Origin of the sequence: Gordonia amarae NBRC 15530 (assembly GCF_000241345.1) — a bacterium.
GTDB classification, from domain to species: domain Bacteria; phylum Actinomycetota; class Actinomycetes; order Mycobacteriales; family Mycobacteriaceae; genus Gordonia; species Gordonia amarae.
The window spans coordinates 81386-103034 of sequence record NZ_BAED01000054.1 but is presented as its reverse complement, the minus strand read 5'-3'; the positions used below and the strand labels follow the sequence as shown (position 1 = coordinate 103034).

Below are 21649 nucleotides of genomic sequence, written 5' to 3'. Positions count from 1 at the left end.
GAGTTCCGCACGGACGACCCGGACGACACCCTCATCTTCGACCCGATAGTACGGTTCATCGGCCAGCGCGTGGCCGCCGTCGTCGCCACCACCGCGGCAATCGCCGAGGCCGCCTGCCGCGCCATCGACGTGACCTACGCGCCCCTGCCCGCGGTATTCGATCCGGAAGCAGCCCGCACCCCCGGCGCACCGCTCATCCACCCCGACCGCACCCCCGACGACCGGGTGGCCGAGTCGCACCGCAATGTGATCGCCTCCTTCCATGGGGGTTTCGGCGGCGATCCCGACATCGCGCTCGCCGCCTCGCACACCACGGTGTCGGGCACGTGGAACACCGCGCGGGTCACCCACGGCCAGTTGGAAACCCACGGCGGCATCGGCTGGCTCGACGACGACGGCCGGCTGATCATCCGCACCAGCACCCAGGTGCCGTTCCTGGTCCGCGACGAGCTCGCGCTGCTGTTCGAGCTCCCGAAAGAGAAGATCCGGGTGTTCAGTGCCCGCGTCGGCGGCGGGTTCGGCGGCAAACAGGAACTGCTCACCGAAGACCTTCTCGCGCTTGCGGTTCTGCGGACCGGGCTGCCTTGTGCGTACGAGATGAGCCGCACCGACGAGATGACCCGCACCACCTGGCGGCATCCGTTCCGGGTGACGGTCGAGCTGGGCGCCGACGCCGACGGCACCCTCACCGCGATGAAGGTGGACGTGCTCTCGGACACCGGTGCCTACGGCAATCACGCGATCGGCGTCATGTTCCATTCGTGCGCGGAGTCGGTGTCGGTGTACACCTGCCCGGTCAAACGCATCGACGCCGAGGTCGTGTACACCAACAATCCGCCGTCGGGCGCGTTCCGCGGCTACGGTCTCGGGCAGGTGATCTTCGCGATCGAGAGCGCCATGGACGAGCTGGCGCTGAAACTCGGCATCGACCCGTTCGAGTTCCGCCGCCGCAACGCCGTCTCCGACGGTGATCCGCTGCTGGTGGCCGAGCCGGAACCCGAACACGATCTGGTGTGGGGCAGTTACGGTCTCGACCAATGCCTGGACATGGCCCAGGAAGCGCTGGCACGTGGCAACGGCGTCACCGCGCCGGAGGGTCCGTCGTGGCGAGTCGGTGAGGGCATGGCGGTGGCCACCATCGCCACCATGGCTCCGCGCGGTCATCTCTCGACCGTCACCGCATCCGTCGACGCCACCGGGACCTACCGGATCGGTGTGGGCACAGCGGAGTTCGGCAACGGCACCACCACCGTGCACACCCAGATCGCCGCCTCCACCCTGAACACCCGCCTCGACCGCATCGTGCTCACCAACGGTGACACCGACGGCGCCGTCTACGACACCGGCGCCTTCGCGTCGGCCGGCACCACCGTCGCGGGCAAGGCACTGTATTTCGCCTGTATCCGGCTGTACGAAATCCTCACCGAGACCGCGGCCCAGCTCACCGGGTCCGACCCGTCGACCATCACCCTCGACGCCGACGGCATGACCGTCGGCGAGGGACGACTGTCGTTCGCCGACCTGGTCGCCGGTGCCGACGAGCAGTTCCGGGCCGGTGACACGATCACCGCGTCCGGGCAGGAGTCGGGCGATTTCCGGTCGATCGCCTTCAATGTGCAGGCCTTCCGGGTGGCCGTCGACACCGACACCGGCCGCGTGATCGTCCTGCAGTCCGTGCACGCCGCCGACGCCGGCACCGTGATGAATCCGCAGCAGTGCCTGGGCCAGGTCGAGGGCGGGGTGGCGCAGGCGATCGGCAGCGCGCTGTATGAGGAGATCATGCTCGACGGCGCCGGTGGAGTGCTGACCCCCGTGTTCCGCACGTACCGGATGCCGCAGATGGCCGACATTCCCGACACCGAGGTGTATTTCGCCGACACCTCCGACGACCTCGGACCGTACGGTGCCAAGTCCATGAGCGAGTCCCCGTTCAATCCGGTCGCTCCGGCGATGGCGAATGCAATCCGGCGGGCCATCGGTGTCCGGCCGTGCGAGACGCCGATGTCGCGGGACCGTATCTGGCGTCTCGCCCAGGGCATCGCATAGCCCTTGCCGGGTGGCGTCCAGGTCGCTTTACCGTTCGATTAACCGCGCGATCCATCACTAATGTCGTTTGTTGTCAGAACTCACGAATTCCGTGGACCTCGTCGTTCGGCACCGCGAGAGATCAAAGAACATCCGGCCGCCGGCGACTTCCGGCCCGGCACTCTACCCTCTCGACGCATGCCGTCGTGATGTCGCAGCGCTGCTGCGAGCAAGGAACCGCGATGACCCTCGATACCCAGACCGCGCCTGCCCCGCAGGTGACCGACCACGGTCCGCAATACAAATGGATCGCGTTGTCCAACACCACCTTGGGTGTGTTGATCGCCACAATCAATTCGTCGATCGTGCTGATCGCGCTGCCCGATATCTTCCGCGGCATCCACCTCAATCCGTTGTTGCCGCAGAACACCGGGTACCTGCTGTGGATGATGATGGGATTCCTCATGGTGACCGCCGTCCTGGTGGTCAGTTTCGGCCGGCTCGGCGATATGTTCGGCCGCGCCCGCATGTACAACATGGGCTTCGCGATCTTCACCGTGTCGTCGGTGTTCCTGGCGATCACCTGGTTCGACGGCGCCGAGGCCGCGGTCTGGCTTATCTTCTGGCGCATCGTGCAGGGTGTCGGCGGCGCGTTCCTGATGGCCAATTCGTCGGCGATCCTCACCGACGCCTTCCCCGCCAACCAGCGCGGATTGGCGCTGGGTATCAACGGCGTCGCCGCCATCGCGGGGTCCTTCCTCGGCCTGCTCGTCGGTGGCGTGCTGGCTCCGATCCACTGGCACCTGGTGTTCCTGGTGTCGGTGCCGTTCGGCATCGTCGGGACCGTGTGGGCGTACCTGAAGCTCCGCGACACGGGTATCCGCAAGCGCGCCAAGATGGACTGGTGGGGCAATGTGACCTTCGCCGTGGGTCTGGTCGCAGTGCTGGTCGGCATCACCTACGGCATTCAGCCGTACGGCTCGCACAGCATGGGCTGGAGCAGCCCGATGGTGTTGTCCTGCCTGATCGGTGGCCTTCTGGTGCTGGGGCTTTTCGCCGCCATCGAGGTCCGGGTGCCCAGCCCCCTGTTCAACCTGTCGCTGTTTGCCAACCGGTCGTTCACCTTCGGCAACATCGCCAGTCTGATGAGTTCCATCGGGCGCGGCGGACTGCAGTTCATCCTCATCATCTGGCTGCAGGGAATCTGGCTGCCGCAGCACGGCTACAACTTCGAACAGACCCCGCTGTGGTCGGCGATCTACATGATCCCGATGACCATCGGCTTCCTGCTGACCGCGCCGGTCTCGGGCGCGCTGTCGGACCGGATGGGGACCAAGTGGTTCACCACCATCGGCATGGTCATCACGGCCTGTACCTTCGCCGCACTCATCGCGATGCCGGTGAACTTCTCGTATCCGATCTTCGCGGTCGTGCTGCTGCTCAACGGCATCGGCATGGGACTGTTCTCCTCGCCGAACCGCGCCGAGGTAATGAACAGCCTTCCCGTCGATGCCCGCGGATCCGGGTCGGGAATGATGTCGACCTTCCAGAACTCGGCGATGGTGCTGTCGATCGGTGTCTTCTTCAGCCTGATGATCACCGGTCTGACCACGCACCTGCCCTCGACGATGAACGCCGGGCTCATCGCCAACGGCGTGCCCGCCGACCAGGCCGCGCAGGTGGCTCAGCTCCCCGCGGTGGCCGTGCTGTTCGCGGCGTTCCTCGGCTACAACCCCGTGCAGGAACTGCTCGGTTCGCACCTGCACACCCTGCCGCAGGCCAACCAGGACACCCTGACCGGCCTTGACTTCTTCCCGCACCTGATCAGCGATCCGTTCGCCGACGGCTTGTCGACCACCTTCACCTTCGCCATCGTGTGCTGTGTGATCGGTGCCGCCGCCTCGCTGTTCACCGGCACGCGCGATCAGCTGGTCGAGACCATCGAGGTCACGCGCGGAACGGCCGGCAACGGCAACGACTGATCCCACCCCGCGTCACGACGACGACAACAATACGACGACAACGACGAACACCGGCAGGTCACCCGATTTCAGGTGACCTGCCGGTGTTCTTGTCGATCTGTTTCTTCGTCGAGTTGCTCCCGGGACTGCCCGGCCCCCGATCAGTACAGGGTGGCGCTCAGTACAGGGTGGAGAAGTATTCGTCCCAGAATCTGATGACGATCAGCGCGACGATGGTCAGCACCCACACCATGAGGACCAGTCCGTGGTTGCGGGCCACGAAACCGACGGCGCGGGAACGTTCGACCAGGCCGAAGGCGTGCAGGTTGCGCACGGTCACGAACAGGAACGTCGGGATGGTTACCGACCACACCACCATGCACCACGGGCACAGTTTGCCGATCTCGTACAGGCTCTGGAAGATCAGCCAGTGCACGAAGACCATGGCGAAGGTGGCACCGACCTGCAGGCCTGCCCAGAACCACGGGGCGAATCGCGCACCGGCCAGCAGCCCCACTCCGACGGTGACGAACACCGCGAACCCGGCGATCCCGATGAACGGGTTCGGGGGACCGAACACCGACGCCTGTGTGGTCTGCATCACGGACCCGCAGCTGAACAACGAGTTGAAGTTACAGGACGGACTATAGGTGGGGTCCTTGAGCATCTCGACCTTCTCGACGCTCAGGTCGGATGCGGCCACCAGGCCGATGGCACCGCCGATGGTCAGCACCCACGCCACAATGCGGGTCCACGACGCCTCCGCCTGCGCACGCAGCGCGGCCAGGTCCAGTCCGGGCCAATCGCCTACCGTGGCGTGGGAATCGGGTTCGGTCTCGTCCACCATGGACGAGTCTGCGACATCGGTCATGCCGGCCAGTCTATCCGCGTGCCGTCGATCGGCCGCAGGGCCGGACGTCCCAGGCCGGTATTCAGCGAGCGAGCAGTCCTTTCGCAACGTGTGTGACCTGGATCTCGTTGCTGCCCGCGTAGATCATCAGCGACTTGGCGTCGCGGGCGAGCTGTTCGACCCGGTACTCGGCCATGTAGCCGTTGCCGCCGAACAACTGCACCGCCTCCATCGCCACATCGGTGGCCGCGCGCGAGGAGTACAACTTCATCGCCGACGCCTCGGCCAGCGACAGCGGCTTGCCGGCCTTGGTGCGTTCGATCGCGTTGAACAGCATGTTCTGCACGTTGATCCGGGCCACCTCCATCTCGGCCAGCTTGAGCTGGATGAGCTGGAACTGCCCGATCTCCTTACCCCACAGGGTGCGGGTGTTGGCGTAGTCCACCGACAACCGCAGAGCCTCCTGGATGACGCCGAGCGCCATCGACGCGATGCCGATCCGTTCGGCGGTGAACCCGGCCTTCGCGCCCTCGCCGCCGCGGGAGTCCTTGCCGAGATCCTCGGTCTCACCGAGCAGATTGTCGCGGGTCAGCCGCACATTGTCGAAGAAGAACTCACCGGTCGGCGAGCTCATGATGCCCATCTTCTTGAACGGTGCACCCTGCGTGAATCCGGGCATCCCCTTCTCCAGGACGAAGGTGAGCACCTTGCGTTCGCGCGGGGGTGTGCCCGAACCGTCGTCGAGCTTGGCGAACACCACGGCGGTGTCGGCGTAGGGGCCGTTGGTGATGAACGTCTTCTGCCCGTTGAGGATGTAGCCGTCGCCGTCGCGGCGGACCGTCGTCTTCATGCCGCCGAGTGCGTCGGAGCCCGAGTCGGGTTCGGTGATGGCCCACGCACCCACCTTGCCCATCGACACGAGTCCGGGCAGCCAGCGCTTCTTCTGCGCGAGGGTGCCGCGGCTGCGGATGGTGCTCACGGTCAGTCCCATCGACACACCGAGCGAAGTGACCAGGCCCAGGCTCACGGACGACAGTTCGCAGTTGAGCATGATGAACGTCGACTGGCTCATGCCGCCGGAACCGGCCGACGCGCCGCCCTCGGACTCCGATCCGGCGGTGTCGCCGGCTGCGCGGGCCTCCTCGGCCGCCAATTCCTTGGCGAGCGCCGCCTCGGCCATCTGATCGACTCCGAACGTGGACAGCAGCTTGCGCAGGATGTCGTACGGCGGGAGCTGACCGGACTCGAGTTCGTCGGAGTTCGGACGGATCTCCTTGTCGATGAACGCGCGCAGCGCGTCCCGGACCATCAGATCGTCGGCAGACCACTCGTACACGGGCCACTCCCCTTCACGACAACACTGGAACGTGTTTCATTGTGCAGGTGCGCCCGTAGGCATCGGACACCGGGTGTCTGTAACAGCATGACCCAGGTAAATCCGGGGTGACGCTCGCCGGTCAGGCGGCCGGGGGTGTGCGGCCGGAACGCCGGGCCGCGTACGCGCCGCCGCCGAGCACCGCAACACCCGCGACGGCGCCCGCCGCAATGGCCCACGGTACCCAGCCGTCGTCACCGGAGTCGCCGCCCTTGCCGGAGGACCGGGCCTGCCGCTGGGCTTCCGGGGTCGGTGCGGCCGACTCCGTCGACACCTCAGCCGCGGCCTTGGCCACCGTGAAGGTCAGTTCGGTGGTGTACGAGGTCCGTTCGTCGGTCACCGTCGCCGTGTACTTGCCCGTGGGCTGGTCGTCACCGAGCACGAACATGATCACGGCCGTGCCCTTGCTGTCGGCGATGACCGGCTTCGCCGCGACCTCACGGGGACCGGTGATCGTGGTGACGAAGCGGTCACCGGGCTTGGCACCGGACACGCCGATCCGACCCGCACCGCCGCGTTGGAGTGTCGCCGTTCCCAGCGCGATCTTCGCCTGCGCCGAGCCGTCGTCGAAGCTGACCGGGGTCGAGGTGTCCTGCGACCGGTCGGAACTGCCGTGGGCGGCGATGGTGTAGATCGAGCACGGGTTGCGTAGGCAGTTGCCTTTGCCGTAGTCGGCTTTCAGGGTCAGGGTCGTCGACCAGGCACCGCCGGACATCATGACCGGCGTGACGAACGCGACGGCGCCCCAGCCCGAGGCGTCGGTGGTCGAGAACAGGCTGTCCTGCACCAGCCCGACGTAGACGCCGGCTCCCTCACCGGAGAAACCCGTCCCGGAGATGGTGACCTTGGATCCGCGCGGGTCGAGGCCGGAGGCCTGCGACACCGACACCGCCGGGGTGCCGTCCTTCTGGCCGGGCTTGGCGCCGTTGCGTCCGCGGGCCGACTGTGCGGGCTTGGTGACCCGGGCGCTCGTGAAGCTCACGGGCGTCCTGGTGTCCTGCGACCGATCGGAACTGCCATGCGCGGCAAGGGTATACACCGAGCAAGTGCGCTTCTGACAGTCGGCCGAGGCGAACGTGGCCGACACCTTCAGCCGCGTCGACCAGCTGCCGCCGGAGATCTGGGAGCTCCGCACGAACACGGTGCCGGGCCCGTACACGCTCGCATCGGTGGTCGAGAACTGGTCGTCCTGGGCGATGCCGACGTAGACCCCCGCGCCGTCGCCGGAGAATCCGGTGCCCGAGACGGTGATCTCGTCACCGTTGGGATTGAGTCCGGTGGTCTTGGACAGGCTGACCGCCGGACCGCCCGCCCGATTGCCCGTCTGCGGCTTCGGGGTCTGCGGCCGCGGAGTCTGTGGTTTCGGGGTCTTGCCCGGGGTGGGGGTTGCGGCCAGGCCGGTCTGATCTGCCTGGCCACTCTGCTCCGGGGTGCCCGGTGTTCCGGTATTCGGTCCTGCCGGCGTCGTCTCAGGTTCCCGCGCAGGCTTACCGCCGACCCTGATCGGGGTCCAGTTGTCCTGGCTGCGGTTGGCGACGCCCTGCGGCAGTGCCACGAACGTCGCGATGTAGCAGACGGCGGCGGTGCAGTCGGTGCCGGCGACGCGCCGGTCGACGGTGAGGGTGGTGGTGAAGGTGCCCGAACCGTCGGTGGTCAGGGTGCGCGCCCGGGCGGTGACGATCGGGAAGCCGGTGACGGGACGGGCCAGGGTCTGCGCGATCGTGAGGCGCTGATCCGCGGTGAATCCGGAACCGGTGACCGTGATCGTCTCCCCCACAGCCGGAGTGGCCGAGCTCAGCGCGACCCGGGTTTCCTGGTCGGGATGGGGATCGATCGTGAAGTCACCGATGGTGACACCACCGGCGAGGTCGCCGAGGCTGCCAGTGCCCGCCGGACCCGCGGGGGCGGGCGCGGCAACGGCACTTCCGGTGGCCAGGAAACCGGACGAGGCGGTCAGCAGCAGGGTCACCAGGAGCGCGGCGAACCACCATCGGGATCGACCCGACACCGCGGATTGTCCCGCTCTGGTCACCTGCGTGGATCCGTCGACCGCCATAGACACCGGAGTAACGATAGCCTTACCAACTCACGCGAACCTAGCTGAGTTGGCCGAATGTCGCAGGTCTCACGTCCGCAAAACGGCGATGGTGGCCCGGATCCAGACGATCCGGGCCACCATCGACGCGTTGAGCGGGTCCGATCAGTCGGTAGCGCCGACCGGCTCGGAGCCGGCAGCCGCCGCGACGACCGCCCGTGGCTTCTCCAGCTTCCAGATGATGAGGGCGAAGACCACCGACAGCACCGTCCACAGGATCACCTGGTTGCTGATCGCGTAGACCCGGAAGTCGCCGATCACAGCGCCGGGGAATCCGGGGAACACGATCTGGCCCTGGTCGTTCTTCAGCGCCTCGGGCACCTCGTGGAACTCCGGCAGCAGTGCCGCGGCGATCGCGACGACGATGACGTACGGCACCACCGCGGCGGCACCGGCGACGAGACCGCCGATCTTGGGCCGCAGCCACAGGGCGAGCACGACGGCGGCCACCGCCGCGATCACCGACACCAGGGTGATGGTCAGGAAGGCGCTGCTGCGGTCACCTATCGTGTTGTCGTCACCGACGGCGGGCGGGTTGCCCGGGTAGACGAAGAACGGCACTCCGAAGACCGCGACGAAGCCGATCGCGCCGAGCGCACCGGCCACGGCCCGCGGGTCGGTGGCCGGGTAGCGGCGACCGATGTACGACCACAGCACCGTGAACGCGACCGCGAAGAACGCGCCCATGCACAGCGCGAAGACCAGCGTGCCGGTGGCCGCGCCGATGTTCTCCTGAACCGAGCGGGTGAACACCTCGTGCTCGTGAGCACCGTGTTCGCCGGCCAGTGCCTCCTGCGCGGCACCGCGTCCGTCCTCATAGTCGATGGCCTTGGCCACCTGGGGTTCGATGAAGATCCGGGCGAAAATGTACGCGACAATTCCGGCGACCAGACCTGACAGCAGGCCGGCGCCGATGAACTTCTTTTCCATGTCCAGTTGTCCTCAGGCTCGGTGCGTCAGTGGCAGGGGAAGCCGAGGAAGTGGCGGGAGTCGTGGATGAACTCGTGGATGTGGGTGTCCGAACCGAACACCGATACCGCGCCCTGGTCGTATCCGAGGAAGTAGTACGCGAGGGCCGCGATCATCACCGTGAGGGTGAGCCACAACGCGGTGCTGGCCGCGGAGACATCGGGAACGGCCAGTGCCCGTGCCTTGGTGGGGGCGGCCGAGGTTGACGAAGTCACGATAGAAGTCCTTTCCGGGATCGTGCGTCCCAGTGAGCACGTGTCCTACAGCCGGTCACGGTGCTCTGACTGCCATTCCGCCGCTGGTGGCGGCGGTATGGTTCACAGTGGCGCGACCGTCCCGGACTTGCACCGGGTTCCCCGTGTACTGGCTTTTGCTGACTCTATACCTTCGCGGCTCCGCCCGGTGTGTCGTATCCATGCGACATGATGGCTGTGTGGCCACCGCCTCCGTGCTGAACCGTTTCTCCGCCCCCACCCGGCGGTGGTTCACCGGCGCGTTCACCGCCCCCACCGCCGCACAGACCGGGGCCTGGTCGGCCATCGCCGACGGCCACAACACCCTGGTCATCGCCCCCACCGGCTCGGGTAAGACGCTGTCGGCGTTCCTGTGGGCGCTCGACCGACTCGCCCGTGACACCGCAACCACAGAGACCGCGCGCACCGGCAACGATAAGGCCGATCGACCGCCGGGCACCCGCGTCCTCTACATCTCTCCGCTCAAGGCGCTCGGCGTCGACGTCGAGCGCAACCTGCGGGCCCCACTCACCGGCATCACCCGCGCCGCGCAGGAACTCGGCGTGCCCGAACCCGGCATCACCGTCGGCGTGCGGTCCGGTGACACCGACCCGGCGATGCGCCGGTCCCTGGTCAAGACGCCCCCGGACATCCTCATCACCACCCCCGAGTCGCTGTACCTGATGCTCACCTCGGCCGCGCGGGAGACGCTGCGGCAGGTGCACACGGTGATCGTCGACGAGGTGCACGCGGTGGCCACCACCAAACGCGGCAGCCACCTGGTGCTGTCGCTCGAACGGCTCGATGAACTGCTGGAACGGCCCGCACAGCGCATCGGGCTGTCGGCGACGGTCCGCCCACCCGAGGCGGTGGCCGGATTCCTCGGCGGCGGCGCCGAATGCCGCATCGTCAAACCACCGGCGGCCAAGACGTTCGACCTGCGCGTCGACGTGCCGGTGCCGGATATGACGGCCATCCCGCCGCCCGAGGACGCCGACGAACTCGATGACCCGTTCTCCCCCGCCGCCGGGTCGCTGTGGCCGCACATCGAGACCTCCATCGTCGACGCCGTCGAACGCAATCGCTCGACCATCGTGTTCACCAACTCGCGGCGCCTGGCCGAACGGCTCACCGCCCGGCTCAACGAGATCCACGAACGCCGGCTGTCGGGGGACGGGACACTGACCCCGCGCTCCCCGAATCCGGGAGTGGCCGGCGGCTCCTCGGCCCACGTCATGGGGTCGGGCAGCAGCGCGGGTTCGCTGCCCGTGCTGGCCCGGGCCCACCACGGTTCGGTGAGCAAGGATCAGCGCGCCCAGATCGAGGACGACCTGAAGGCGGGCCGGCTGCGCTGTGTGGTCGCCACCAGCTCCCTCGAACTCGGGATCGACATGGGGGCGGTCGATCTGGTGATCCAGGTGGAGGCGCCGCCATCGGTGGCGGCGGGTCTGCAGCGCATCGGCCGGGCCGGGCATCAGGTGGGTGAGATCAGTCAGGGCGTGCTGTATCCCAAACACCGCACCGACCTGCTGCACTGCACGGTCACCGTCTCCCGGATGCTCGGCGGCGAGATCGAATCGCTACGCATCCCGCAGAACCCCCTGGATGTGCTCGCCCAGCACACGATCGCGGCGGCCTCGGTGGCAGAACTGAACGTCGACCACTGGTTCGATGTCGTCCGGCGGGCGGCACCGTACCGAGACCTGCATCGTTCGGTGTTCGACGCGGTCCTCGACCTGGTCTCCGGCCGGTACCCGTCCGACGAGTTCGCCGAACTGCGGCCGCGGGTCACCTGGGACCGGATGGCGGGCACCCTGACCGGGCGGCGCGGGGCGCAACGCCTGGCCGTCACCTCCGGCGGCACCATCCCCGACCGCGGCCTGTTCGGGGTGTTCATGATCGGTGAGACCAGTGCCCGCGTCGGCGAGCTCGACGAGGAGATGGTGTACGAGTCCCGCGTCGGCGATGTGTTCGCCCTCGGCGCGTCGAGCTGGCGGATCGAGGAGATCACCCATGATCGGGTCCTGGTGTCACCGGCGTTCGGACAGCCGGGCCGGCTGCCGTTCTGGATCGGCGACTCGGTGGGCCGCCCGGCCGAATTGGGCGCGGCGATAGGCAGATTCACCGGGACGATCGCCGACCCCGACCGGCTGTCGACGCAGGCCGCGACCCTCGGTCTCACCGACTTCGCCCGCGAGAACCTCGCCGCCCTCGTAGCTGAGCAGCAGGGCGCGACGGGGCACCTGCCCACCGACAAAACCCTGGTGGTGGAGCGATTCCGTGACGAGCTCGGCGACTGGCGGGTGATTCTGCACTCCCCGTACGGATTACGGGTCCACGCGGCGTGGGCGAGCGCCATCTCCGCACGACTGCAGGCCACCATCGGCCTGGAAGGTGCCACCACCGCATCGGACGACGGCATCATCGTGCGCCTCCCCGACACCGACGACGAGCCGCCCGGTGCGGCAGTGTTCGTGATCGCCGCCGACGACATCGAGCAACTCGTCACCGACGCACTGGCCGACTCGTCGATGTTCGCCTCTCGATTCCGCGAATGCGCCGCGCGCGCACTGCTACTGCCGCGCCGCGACCCCGGACGCCGGGCACCGCTGTGGCAGCAGCGTCAGCGCAGCGCCCAATTACTCTCCGTCGCATCACAGTTCCCCGACTTCCCGATCGTTCTGGAGGCTGTCCGCGAGTGTCTGCAGGACGTGTACGACCTGCCCGCGCTGACCGACCTGCTCACCCGCATCAGCACCCGCAAAGTGCGGATAGTGGAGGTCGAGACCCCCTCGCCGTCCCCGTTCGCGGCGGCGATGCTGTTCGGGTATGTCGGCGCGTTCATGTACAACGACGACGCGCCGCTCGCCGAAAGACGCGCCGCCGCACTGTCGTTGGACACCAGCCTGCTGGCGCAACTCCTCGGCCGGGTCGATCTGCGCGAACTGCTCGACCCGGCGGTGATCGCGTCGGTGGTGGCCAGGTTGCAGCGCACCGCCCCCGAACGCGCCGCCCGCGACGCCGACGACGTGGTGGACCTGCTGCGCTGGCTCGGCCCGCTGACCGCCGACCAGATCGCCGAACGGTACGTCGGCGAGGCACCTCTCGCACCGCTCCTCGATGAGCTCACACGCTCCGGCCCACTCGTCTCGGTCACGCACCGCGGTCGGCCCCTGCTGGCCGCCGTCGAGGACACCGCCCGCCTCCGTGACGCCCTGGGAGTCCCCGCGCCACTGGGGGTTCCGGCCGCCTTCCTCGAACCCCTGCCCGACCCGGTGGGCGACCTGGTGCACCGCTACGCCCGCACCCACGGCCCGTTCACCACCGCCGAAGCCGCCGACCACCTCGGCATGGCCGTCGCCGTCGTCGCCGGCACCCTCGACCGCCTCGCCCGCGACCGCAAGATCATCGAAGGCGACTTCCTCCCCGCACCCCCTCCGCCGGTTGAGGTGCGAGGAGCGCAAGCGACGAGCCTCGAAACCCCACAAGACAACACTGTTCTCTCACCAGGTTTCGAGGCTCGCAAGCTCGCACCTCAACCAGCGGGTGGTACTCAGTGGTGCCACGCCGACGTCCTCGCCCAGATCCGCCGCGAATCCCTGGCCGCGATCCGCGCCGACGTCGCCCCCGTCTCCACCGGCACCTTCGCGAGGTTCCTCACCGACTGGCAGCATGTGACGGGCACGGACCGGCTGCGCGGCGTCGACGGTGTGGCATCGGTCATCGACCAACTTGCCGGATATCCGCTGCCGGCCTCGGCATGGGAGTCGCTGATCCTGCCCGCCAGGGTCACCGACTACTCCCCCGCGATGCTCGATGAACTGCTGTCGTCCGGGGAGGTGGTGTGGGCCGGGCACGGCCGGATCGGCGGCGCCGACGGCCTGATCAGCCTGCACCCCGCCGATCTCGCCCCCGCCACACTCGCCGCCCCCACCGACATCGACACCACCGCTCTGCACGACCGGCTCCGCGAGATCCTCGCCCCGGGCGGTGCGCTGCGCTTCGGGCAGCTCACCGAGACTATCGACACCCCTGACGATGACATCGAGACAGCACTGTGGGATCTGGTGTGGGCCGGTGAGGTCAGCAACGATTCGTTCGCGCCGGTGCGGGCGCTGCTGTCCCCGCGACGCTCCGCCGCTCAGCGGTCCGCGACGCCCGCGCACCGCGGCCGGGGCCGCGCCCCCCGGCTCCGGGCCGCCCGCCTGTCGACGAGATACCTTGGCGAACAGTCACTCTCACGTCCAATGAGTCCGACAGCGGCAGGCCGCTGGTATCTGCCGGGCCGCCACCACACGGCCACCGCGGCCGACAACACGGTACTCACCCAGGCGCTGTGCGACCTGCTGCTCACCCGGTACGGCGTGGTCACCAAGGGCAGCGTCATGACCGAGGGTGTCGACGGCGGGTTCGCGCGGATCTACAAGGCGCTGCACGTCTTCGAGGACAACGGCCAGGTGCGCCGCGGCTACTACGTCGACGGCCTCGGCGGCGCCCAGTTCGCTCATCCGGCCACCGTCGACGACCTGCGCGCCCACGCCGACGACGGCCGGAACAGGAAAGCTCCCGAAGCCTTGGTGCTCGCCGCCTCCGACCCCGCCAATCCGTATGGCGCGGCCCTGGACTGGCCGTCCACCGAGGGTCATCGCCCCGGCCGCAAACCCGGCGCCCTGGTGGTGCTTGTCGACGGCGCTCCGGTGGTGTTCGTCGAACGCGGCGGCAAGACGGTCCTGACGTTCACCGACGACGACGCGACACTGCGCGCCGCGGCCGATGCGTTGGCCGCGACGGTCCGTTCGGGCCGCGTCGAACGCCTGACCGTCGACCACATCGACGGCACCCCATCCCTGCGCACCCCGTTTGGGCAGACCCTGGTCGAGGCCGGTTTCGCCACCACCCCCCGCGGCATCCGCCTCAGGTACGGCGCGCATGCGTAAGCCGCGACCACCCATCGCCATCAGCCGTACCTCCGCACTCATGCGTCGGGCGCGACCACACTTCTTGATCCCTGAGGCCGAAGCGACGAAGGAGCAAGGGTCTCGAAGGGTCCGGCGAGACGACAACCTGACTCCGGCGCGGAAGAACCCCGATGCCCGAGGGTGACACCGTCTACCGGACCGCGGCCGATCTGCGCCGTATACTGGAAGGAAAAGTGCTGCAGCACAGCCAGTTCCGCACCCCCGGGCTCGCAACAAGCGACCTCGCCGGCCGCACCGTGACATCGGTCCGGTCCCGCGGCAAACACCTGCTCATCAATATCGCAGGCACCGCAACACAATCGGCCGTCAGTATCCACACGCACCTGAAAATGGAAGGCGAATGGCACGTCCACCCGGTCGGCACCCGCTGGCGCAAACCCGCCCACAAAGCCCGAATTGTGTTGCGCACCAGCACACATGAGGCGGTCGGCTTCGACCTCGGTGTCGTCGACCTCCTCGCCGATCCCGACGCGGCGCTTGCCTATCTCGGACCGGACCTCCTCGGCGACGACTGGGATCCGGCCAAAGCAACCACACGAATCACCGCCCACCCCGGAACGACGATCGGCGAAGCCCTTCTCGATCAGCGGCTGATGGCCGGTGTCGGCAACGAATACCGCAGCGAGATCTGCTTTCTGCGCGGCGTCCACCCCGAAACCCCGGTCGCCGACGTCGATGTGGCAACGGTGGTGGACCTGGCCCGGCGCCTGCTGTGGGCCAACAAGGACCGTAAGGTCCGGGTCACCACGGGCAATACCGCACCCCACGCGCGCCTGTGGGTGTACGGCCGGCACCGGCAGCCGTGCCGCCGGTGCCACACCCTCATCGTGCGTGCGACGCTCGGCCCGCCGGGCCAGGACCGGTCGATCTACTTTTGCCCGGCGTGCCAGAGCTGACAGCGATCAGACGGGATACCGCTGCGGCTCGGGCCCGAACACGAAGCGCCGTCCGCTGATGGCGGTGACGGTGATCGCCACGTAGTTGTACTTCATGCTGGCCACCCACGGTTTGAGCGGCAGTTCGTCGGCGGCGTTGATCTCGCCCATATTGACCAGACGCTCCGCGGTACCCTTCACGATGACGCTCCAGCCCCCGGCGGCGTCGTAGTCATCGACCTCGAACGCGACCTTGCCGTTGACGGCCAGCTCAAAGAGCTTGGTGCCCTCGCCGGTGCGGAACACCACCTTGTCGCCGTTGACGACGTAGTTCAGCGGGAAGATGTCGGGGTCGTCACCGACGCTCAGTCCGATGCGGCCGAGAGACTGTGACCGCAGAAGCTCCCAGCACTCGTCGTCACTGAGCACTGTGATCGGTTCACCTGTCATCGTGTGGCCTCCTTCGTCGTGCCGCTCGACAATCCGTGAGAGCAGGCACCCGAAGAATCCTGGTCCGGACACCCGCGGCCGTGAGCGACGATAACGGCCGGTCCGGCCGGTGGGCCGGACCAACTCACAGCGCCCATCGTATCCCCTCGACTCCTATAGATGGGGGATTCTCGCAGCTCAAGGGGACTTTCGACCCAGAAACCCGGTGGTTCAGGTCAGTCGGGGACCGGAACCGGCTCCAGGATCTCGCCGCGCGCCTCGGGGGCCGAGGCGCGCAGGGCGTCGGCCGAGGCGTCGTCGGGTTCCCGCTGGGAGGCGATCTCGGCCTCCACCCGCGCCCGATAGGTGTCCACCTCGAACGCCACCTGCTCGGCGGACCAGCCGAGAACGGGAGCCATCAGGTCCGCGACCTCCTGCGCGCAGTCGACGCCGCGGTGTGCGTACTCGATGGAGATCCGGGTGCGCCGGGCCAGCACGTCCTCCAGGTGCAGCGCGGCCTCGTTGAGCGCGGCGTACACCACCTCCACGCGCAGATACTGCGGTGCGGCGGCCAGCGGCTTGAGCAGACCCGGATCGTCGTCGGCGTACACCAGCACATCATCGATGAGAGAGCCGTACCGGTTGAGCAGCCGCCGGATCCGGTACGGGTGCAGGTTGAAGCGCTGCCCCAGGTGGTCGCACTGGTTGACCAGCGCGAAGTAGCCGTCGGCGCCGAGCAGCGGCACCCGTTCGGTGATCGAGCGCGCCACCCGGGTGGGGATGTAGTCGTTGCAGGCGTCGACGGCGTCGGCGGCCATCACCCGGTAGGTGGTGTACTTGCCGCCGGCGATCGCCACGAGGCCCGGCGTGACCACGGCGACGGCGTGTTCGCGGGACAGTTTGGACGTCTGGTCATCCTCACCGGCCAGGAGCGGCCGCAGACCGGCGTACACACCCTCGATGTCGTCGTGGGTGAGCTGGGTGACCAGTACCTCGTTAACCCGTTCGAGGATGTAGTCGATGTCGGCGCGGGTGGCCGCCGGGTGGGCGAGGTCGAGGTTCCAGTCGGTGTCGGTGGTGCCGATGATCCAGTGCGTCTCCCACGGGATGACGAACAGCACCGAGTTGACGGTGCGCAGGATGATCGCGGTCTCGCTGACGATGCGGTCGCGGGGCACCACGATGTGCACGCCTTTGGAGGCGCGGACCTTGAAGTGCCCGCGCTGCTTGCTCAGCGCCTGCACCTCGTCGGTCCACACGCCGGCGGCGTTGATCACGCAGTGGCCGCGGACCTCGGTGATGTCGCCGGTTTCGGTGTCGCGCACGCGAACTCCGAGCACCCGATCGGACTCTTTCAGGAACCCGACCACCTGCGTCGAGGTGCGGATGACCGCGCCGTAGTGGGCGGCGGTGCGGGCCACGGTGAGGCTGTGCCGGGCGTCGTCGACAACGGTGTCGTAGTAGCGGATCCCGCCGATGAGCGAGCTTCGCTTGAGCGCGGGAGCCACCCGCAGCGCACCGGATCGGGTGACGTGCTTTTGTCCCGGAACGGATTTGGCGCCGCCCATGCGGTCGTAGAGGAAGATGCCCGAGGCCACGTAGGGCCGTTCCCACACACGGTTGGTGAGCGGGTACAGGAACGGCAACGGCTTGACCAGGTGCGGCGCCAGCGTGCTCAGCGACAGTTCCCTTTCCTTCAAAGCCTCACGAACCAAACCGAATTCGAGCTGTTCCAGGTAGCGGAGGCCGCCGTGGAACATCTTCGATGACCGGCTCGACGTGCCGGAGGCGATGTCGCGGGCCTCCACGAGCGCCACCCGCAGGCCGCGGGTGGCCGCGTCGAGTGCCGCGCCGACACCCACGACGCCGCCACCGACGACGACGACGTCGAATTGTTCCGATCCGAGCCGTCGCCACGCCTCCTGGCGGTACAGCGGTCCCATATCGGCGGGGCGGTCCGGATTGAACTCCTCACTCATGGTTGCCGAGCGTAATCGAACCCGACGAACCGCACAGCCCGCGACACCATCGCCGGCGGCCGCCGGCACCAATCGGCCCCTGTTACCGGCATCGCGTGCGAAACTGCGGTGCTGTGGCCGCCGGACCAAACGGACCCGACTCTTGGCGGGGCGTGTAACACTGTCCGGCGTGGGTAGCCAAGCGGACACGTATGTGATGGCCATCGATCAGGGGACAACCTCGACCCGGGCGATGGTGTTCGACCGGTCGGGGGCGGTGATCAGCCGCGAACAGCTCGAACACCGGCAGATCTTCCCCAGGGCCGGCTGGGTGGAGCACGATGCCGCCGAGATCTGGCGCAACACGCGCAGGGTGACCGCGGCCGCGCTGGCCTCGGCCGACCTGAGGTCCGACCATATCGTCGCCTGCGGACTGACCAATCAGCGCGAGACCACACTCCTCTGGGACCGGGCCACGGGCGAGCCGGTGCACAACGCCATCGTCTGGCAGGACACCCGCACCGGTGCGCTGTGCGAACGGCTGGCCGGCGACGCGAGCGTCGACCGGTACAGGGACCGCACCGGGCTGCCGCTGTCCACCTACTTCTCCGGCCCCAAGATCGCCTGGCTCCTCGAAGAACACCCCGACCTCAGGGCTCGCGGCGAGGCAGGCGAACTGTGTTTCGGCACCATGGATTCGTGGCTGGCATGGAACCTCACCGGCGGCCCCGACGGCGGTCACCACATCACCGATGTCACCAATGCCTCCCGCACCATGTTGATGGATATCCGCACGCTGCAATGGGATCCGGAGATCTGCGCCGACATGGGCATCCCCATGTCGCTGCTGCCGGAGATCCGGAGCTCGTCGCAGGTGTACGGCCCGATGCGCGACAAGGGACCCCTGCCCGACGTGCCGCTCGCCGGCATCCTCGGCGACCAGCAGGCCGCCATGTTCGGGCAGGCCTGCCTCGACCCCGGCGAAGCCAAGAACACTTATGGCACAGGCAATTTCCTGCTCATGAACACCGGCGTGGTGCCGGTGTTCAGCTTGCACGGCCTGCTCACCACCGTGTGTTACCAGATCGGTGACGACGACGCCCGCTACGCCCTCGAAGGCTCGATCGCGGTCACCGGTTCGCTGGTGCAGTGGCTACGCGACAACCTGGGCCTGTTCCCGCACGCCGCCGACGTCGAGAAACTCGCGGCCACGGTCGACGACAACGGTGGCGCCTACTTCGTGCCCGCGTTCTCCGGCCTGTTCGCCCCCCGCTGGCGTCCCGACGCCCGCGGTGTGATCGTCGGCCTGACGCGCTTCATCAACAAGGGCCACCTGGCCCGGGCCGCGCTGGAGGCCAGTGCCTACCAGACCCGCGAGGTCATCGAGGCGATGCAGGCCGACTCCGGCGTCACCCTGTCGACGCTGAAGGTGGACGGCGGCATGGTCGTCAACGACCTGCTGATGCAGTTCCAGTCCGACATCCTCGACGTCCCCGTGGTGCGCCCTGTCGTCAACGAGACCACCGCCCTCGGCGCCGCCTACGCCGCCGGCCTGGCCGTCGGCTACTGGGACAGCCAGGACGACATCCGCGCCAACTGGGCCGAGGGCGCACGCTGGCAGCCCAACATGCCCACCGCCCGGCGCGAAGATCTCTACGCCGGCTGGAACCGCGCCGTCGAACACAGCCTCAACCTCGCGTAGCCACAGCCGACCCGACCACCGGCGACCAGCCATCTCGCCCCCGACGCCGACACGAGAAAACCCAACCCCACCCAGCGCGACCAGCATCGTGATCCCCGAGGCCGAGGCGAGGAACGAGCGAGGGCCGCGTGACCTTGCCGGTGGTCCCGGTTTCCACCATCAACAGCAACGCTCAGCCGGGGGCGTACTCCGCGAGGGCCGCGATCACGGCATCCTTGCCGATCGCGGCGGCCGCCTCGTACACGACGTCGGTGAACGCCTCGCGCGACAGGCCCGGCATGGTGGCGCGCAGGAGGCAGTCGAGGGCGCGGGCACGGGCGAAGGCCGTGTGCTGGCCGTCGGGATCATTGTTCTGGCGGCAGGTATGGGCGGTGAACTCGGCGCGGATGCGGGCGGCGTCGAGTTCGATGCGCAGGCCTGTGGGCAGGGCGCCGTGGGTTCGCCACTGGCCCAGCATGTCCCGGACCTCTGCCAGGTCGTCGACGCCGGTCCCGTCGATGACCGTGATGATCAGCAGGTTGGTGCACGCGGCCACGTCGGCGTCGGCGATCCTGTCGAGCAACATGCTCACACGCTCACCGAGGTGATCGATTCTGTTCACAGGTCCTCCCCGAACCAATGGTTCCACACCCTGAGGTAGGGTCCGAAGTCATCAGTTTAGTGAGGAACTTTGCGCAGCGTCAGCCAGGTCCACCGGATCAGACCGCGACAGGTCAGTCCAGGTCGTCGTGACGGACCAACTGCCGGGCCGCCTCGGTGATGGAACCCGACAGCGACGGGTACACCGAGAAGGTCTGCGCCAGATCGCTCACCGTGAGCTTGTTCTGCACCGCGAGGGCTATCGGCAGGATCAGCTCGGAAGCGTTGGGCGCCACCGCGACACCACCGATGACCACGCCGGTGGCGGGGCGGCAGAAGATCTTGACGAAACCGCGCCGCAGACCGCTCATCTTGGCGCGCGCGTTGGTGGCCAACGGCAGCATCACGGTACGGGCCGGATACTCACCGGCGTCGATAGCCTTCTGCGATACGCCGACGCTGGCGATCTCCGGCCGCGTGAAGATAGCCGACGCAACGGTTTTCAGCTTGATGGGGCTGACGCCCTCACCGAGCGCGTGATACATCGCGATGCGGCCCTGCATCGCGGCGACCGAGGCGAGCGGGAACAGTCCGGTGCAGTCACCGGCCGCGTACACCCCGGGCACCGAGGTGCGCGAGACCCGGTCGACTGTGATGTAGCCACCACGGGCGGTCTCGATACCCGCTTCCTCGAGCCCGAGGGTCTGTGTGTTGGGCACCGAACCGACTGTCATCAGCACATGCGAGCCCACCACCTGCTGACCGTCAGCCAGATACACGGTGACCGAATCACCATCGCGGACAACCTTATCCGCGCGACCGTGCTTGATGAGCGTGACGCCGCGCTCGGCGAGGACGTCCTCCAGGACCAGGGCGGCGTCCTCGTCCTCATGCGGCAGCACCCGGTCGCGGCTGGACACCAGGGTGACCTTCACACCCAATTCGGTGTAGGCGTGCACGAACTCGGCGCCGGTGACACCCGAACCGATGACGATCAGGTGCTCGGGCAGTTCCTCCAGGTCGTAGAGCTGCCGCCAGGTGAGGATCCGCTCGTCGTCGGGCTGCGCGTCGGGCAGGATCCGGGGCGAGGCGCCGGTGGCGATCAGGATCACCTCGCCCGCATAGGTTTCCGTGGTTCCGTCGGCCAAGGTGGCGATGACCTTGTGCGAGCGCACCCCGGTCTGCGTCGGTTCGAGCTTCGCGGTGCCCGAGACCAGCCGGACGCCCTCGCTGATCAGCCGCGACCGGATGTCGGCGGACTGCGCGAAGGCCAGATCCCGGACGCGCTGATGGATCTGAGACAGAGCCACCGTGGTGTGGTCGGTCTCCAGGCTGATGCCGAGGTCGGCGGCGCGGCGGATCTCGGTGCGGATACCGGTGGAGGCGATGAAGGTCTTGGACGGGACACAGTCCCAGAGCACGCAGGCGCCACCGATACCGTCGGAATCGATCACGGTGATGTCGGCGCCGTACGCCGCCGCGGCCAGCGCCGCCTCGTAGCCGGCCGGTCCCCCACCGATGATCACGATATTGGTCACGTCGTCACTCCTGTTCTGGCCGATATCTTTCTCACCCGGACGACGGGGTCCGGGTAGGGCTGAGAGTCGGCTGGGCTCCGG

The 21649-nt window shown here is 67.9% G+C and carries 14 protein-coding genes; 5 read left to right on the top strand and 9 right to left on the bottom strand.

What is annotated here, in order from left to right; genetic code table 11:
* Positions 1-2046: xanthine dehydrogenase family protein molybdopterin-binding subunit (locus GOAMR_RS15585; RefSeq protein ID WP_005189823.1), on the top strand; the 2046-nt coding region annotated here is incomplete at its 5' end.
* 221 nt (positions 2047-2267) lie between these two features.
* Positions 2268-4007, top strand: coding sequence for an MFS transporter (locus GOAMR_RS15580; RefSeq protein WP_005189821.1), 1740 nt, complete (start codon positions 2268-2270; stop codon positions 4005-4007).
* Positions 4008-4164: 157 nt separating this feature from the next.
* Here the strand turns inward: GOAMR_RS15580 and GOAMR_RS15575 are convergent, their stop codons facing one another.
* From GOAMR_RS15575 to GOAMR_RS15555, 5 genes are all read right to left on the bottom strand, one after another.
* Complete coding sequence (locus GOAMR_RS15575; protein WP_005189817.1) at positions 4165-4857, bottom strand: vitamin K epoxide reductase family protein; 693 nt, start codon at positions 4855-4857, stop codon at positions 4165-4167.
* Positions 4858-4918: 61 nt separating this feature from the next.
* Positions 4919-6172, bottom strand: coding sequence for an acyl-CoA dehydrogenase family protein (locus GOAMR_RS15570; RefSeq protein ID WP_005189812.1), 1254 nt, complete (start codon positions 6170-6172; stop codon positions 4919-4921).
* Between the two features lie 121 nt (positions 6173-6293).
* The gene (locus GOAMR_RS23725; RefSeq protein ID WP_005189809.1) at positions 6294-8267 is read right to left on the bottom strand and encodes a neocarzinostatin apoprotein domain-containing protein; all 1974 of its coding nucleotides are present in this window, start codon (positions 8265-8267) and stop codon (positions 6294-6296) included.
* 144 nt (positions 8268-8411) lie between these two features.
* A complete protein-coding gene (locus GOAMR_RS15560) occupies positions 8412-9236 on the bottom strand; it encodes a CbtA family protein (RefSeq protein WP_005189807.1) in 825 nt (274 codons plus the stop codon).
* Between the two features lie 26 nt (positions 9237-9262).
* Positions 9263-9490, bottom strand: a complete 228-nt coding sequence (locus tag GOAMR_RS15555) for a CbtB domain-containing protein (protein WP_005189804.1) — start codon at positions 9488-9490, stop codon at positions 9263-9265.
* 218 nt (positions 9491-9708) lie between these two features.
* Here GOAMR_RS15555 and GOAMR_RS15550 point away from each other — a divergent pair, with 218 nt between their 5' ends.
* Together GOAMR_RS15550 and GOAMR_RS15545 are read left to right on the top strand one after the other, a co-directional pair.
* Positions 9709-14445 carry an ATP-dependent helicase gene (locus GOAMR_RS15550; RefSeq protein WP_005189801.1) on the top strand — a complete coding sequence of 1579 codons (4737 nt, stop codon included), beginning with the start codon at positions 9709-9711 and terminating at the stop codon, positions 14443-14445.
* A gap of 152 nt (positions 14446-14597) precedes the next feature.
* Positions 14598-15383: a DNA-formamidopyrimidine glycosylase family protein gene (locus tag GOAMR_RS15545; RefSeq protein WP_005189798.1), complete on the top strand. Its 786-nt coding sequence runs from the start codon at positions 14598-14600 to the stop codon at positions 15381-15383.
* A gap of 6 nt (positions 15384-15389) precedes the next feature.
* Here the strand turns inward: GOAMR_RS15545 and GOAMR_RS15540 are convergent, their stop codons facing one another.
* Complete coding sequence (locus GOAMR_RS15540) at positions 15390-15812, bottom strand: pyridoxamine 5'-phosphate oxidase family protein (RefSeq protein WP_005189796.1); 423 nt, start codon at positions 15810-15812, stop codon at positions 15390-15392.
* 215 nt (positions 15813-16027) lie between these two features.
* Entirely contained in the window at positions 16028-17770 is a 1743-nt protein-coding gene (locus tag GOAMR_RS15535; RefSeq protein WP_005189794.1) for a glycerol-3-phosphate dehydrogenase/oxidase, read from the bottom strand.
* A gap of 193 nt (positions 17771-17963) precedes the next feature.
* On the opposite strand from GOAMR_RS15535, the gene glpK reads away from it, so the two are divergent.
* On the top strand, positions 17964-19451 hold the full coding sequence (gene glpK / locus GOAMR_RS15530) for a glycerol kinase GlpK (RefSeq protein WP_040515473.1): 1488 nt from the start codon (positions 17964-17966) through the stop codon (positions 19449-19451).
* Positions 19452-19623: 172 nt separating this feature from the next.
* Here glpK and GOAMR_RS15525 read toward each other — a convergent pair whose 3' ends face one another.
* Both GOAMR_RS15525 and GOAMR_RS15520 read right to left on the bottom strand, forming a co-directional pair.
* Positions 19624-20052, bottom strand: a complete 429-nt coding sequence (locus GOAMR_RS15525; RefSeq protein ID WP_040515472.1) for a hypothetical protein — start codon at positions 20050-20052, stop codon at positions 19624-19626.
* Between the two features lie 112 nt (positions 20053-20164).
* On the bottom strand, positions 20165-21568 hold the full coding sequence (locus tag GOAMR_RS15520; protein ID WP_005189789.1) for an NAD(P)H-quinone dehydrogenase: 1404 nt from the start codon (positions 21566-21568) through the stop codon (positions 20165-20167).
* Positions 21569-21649 lie beyond the last annotated feature (81 nt).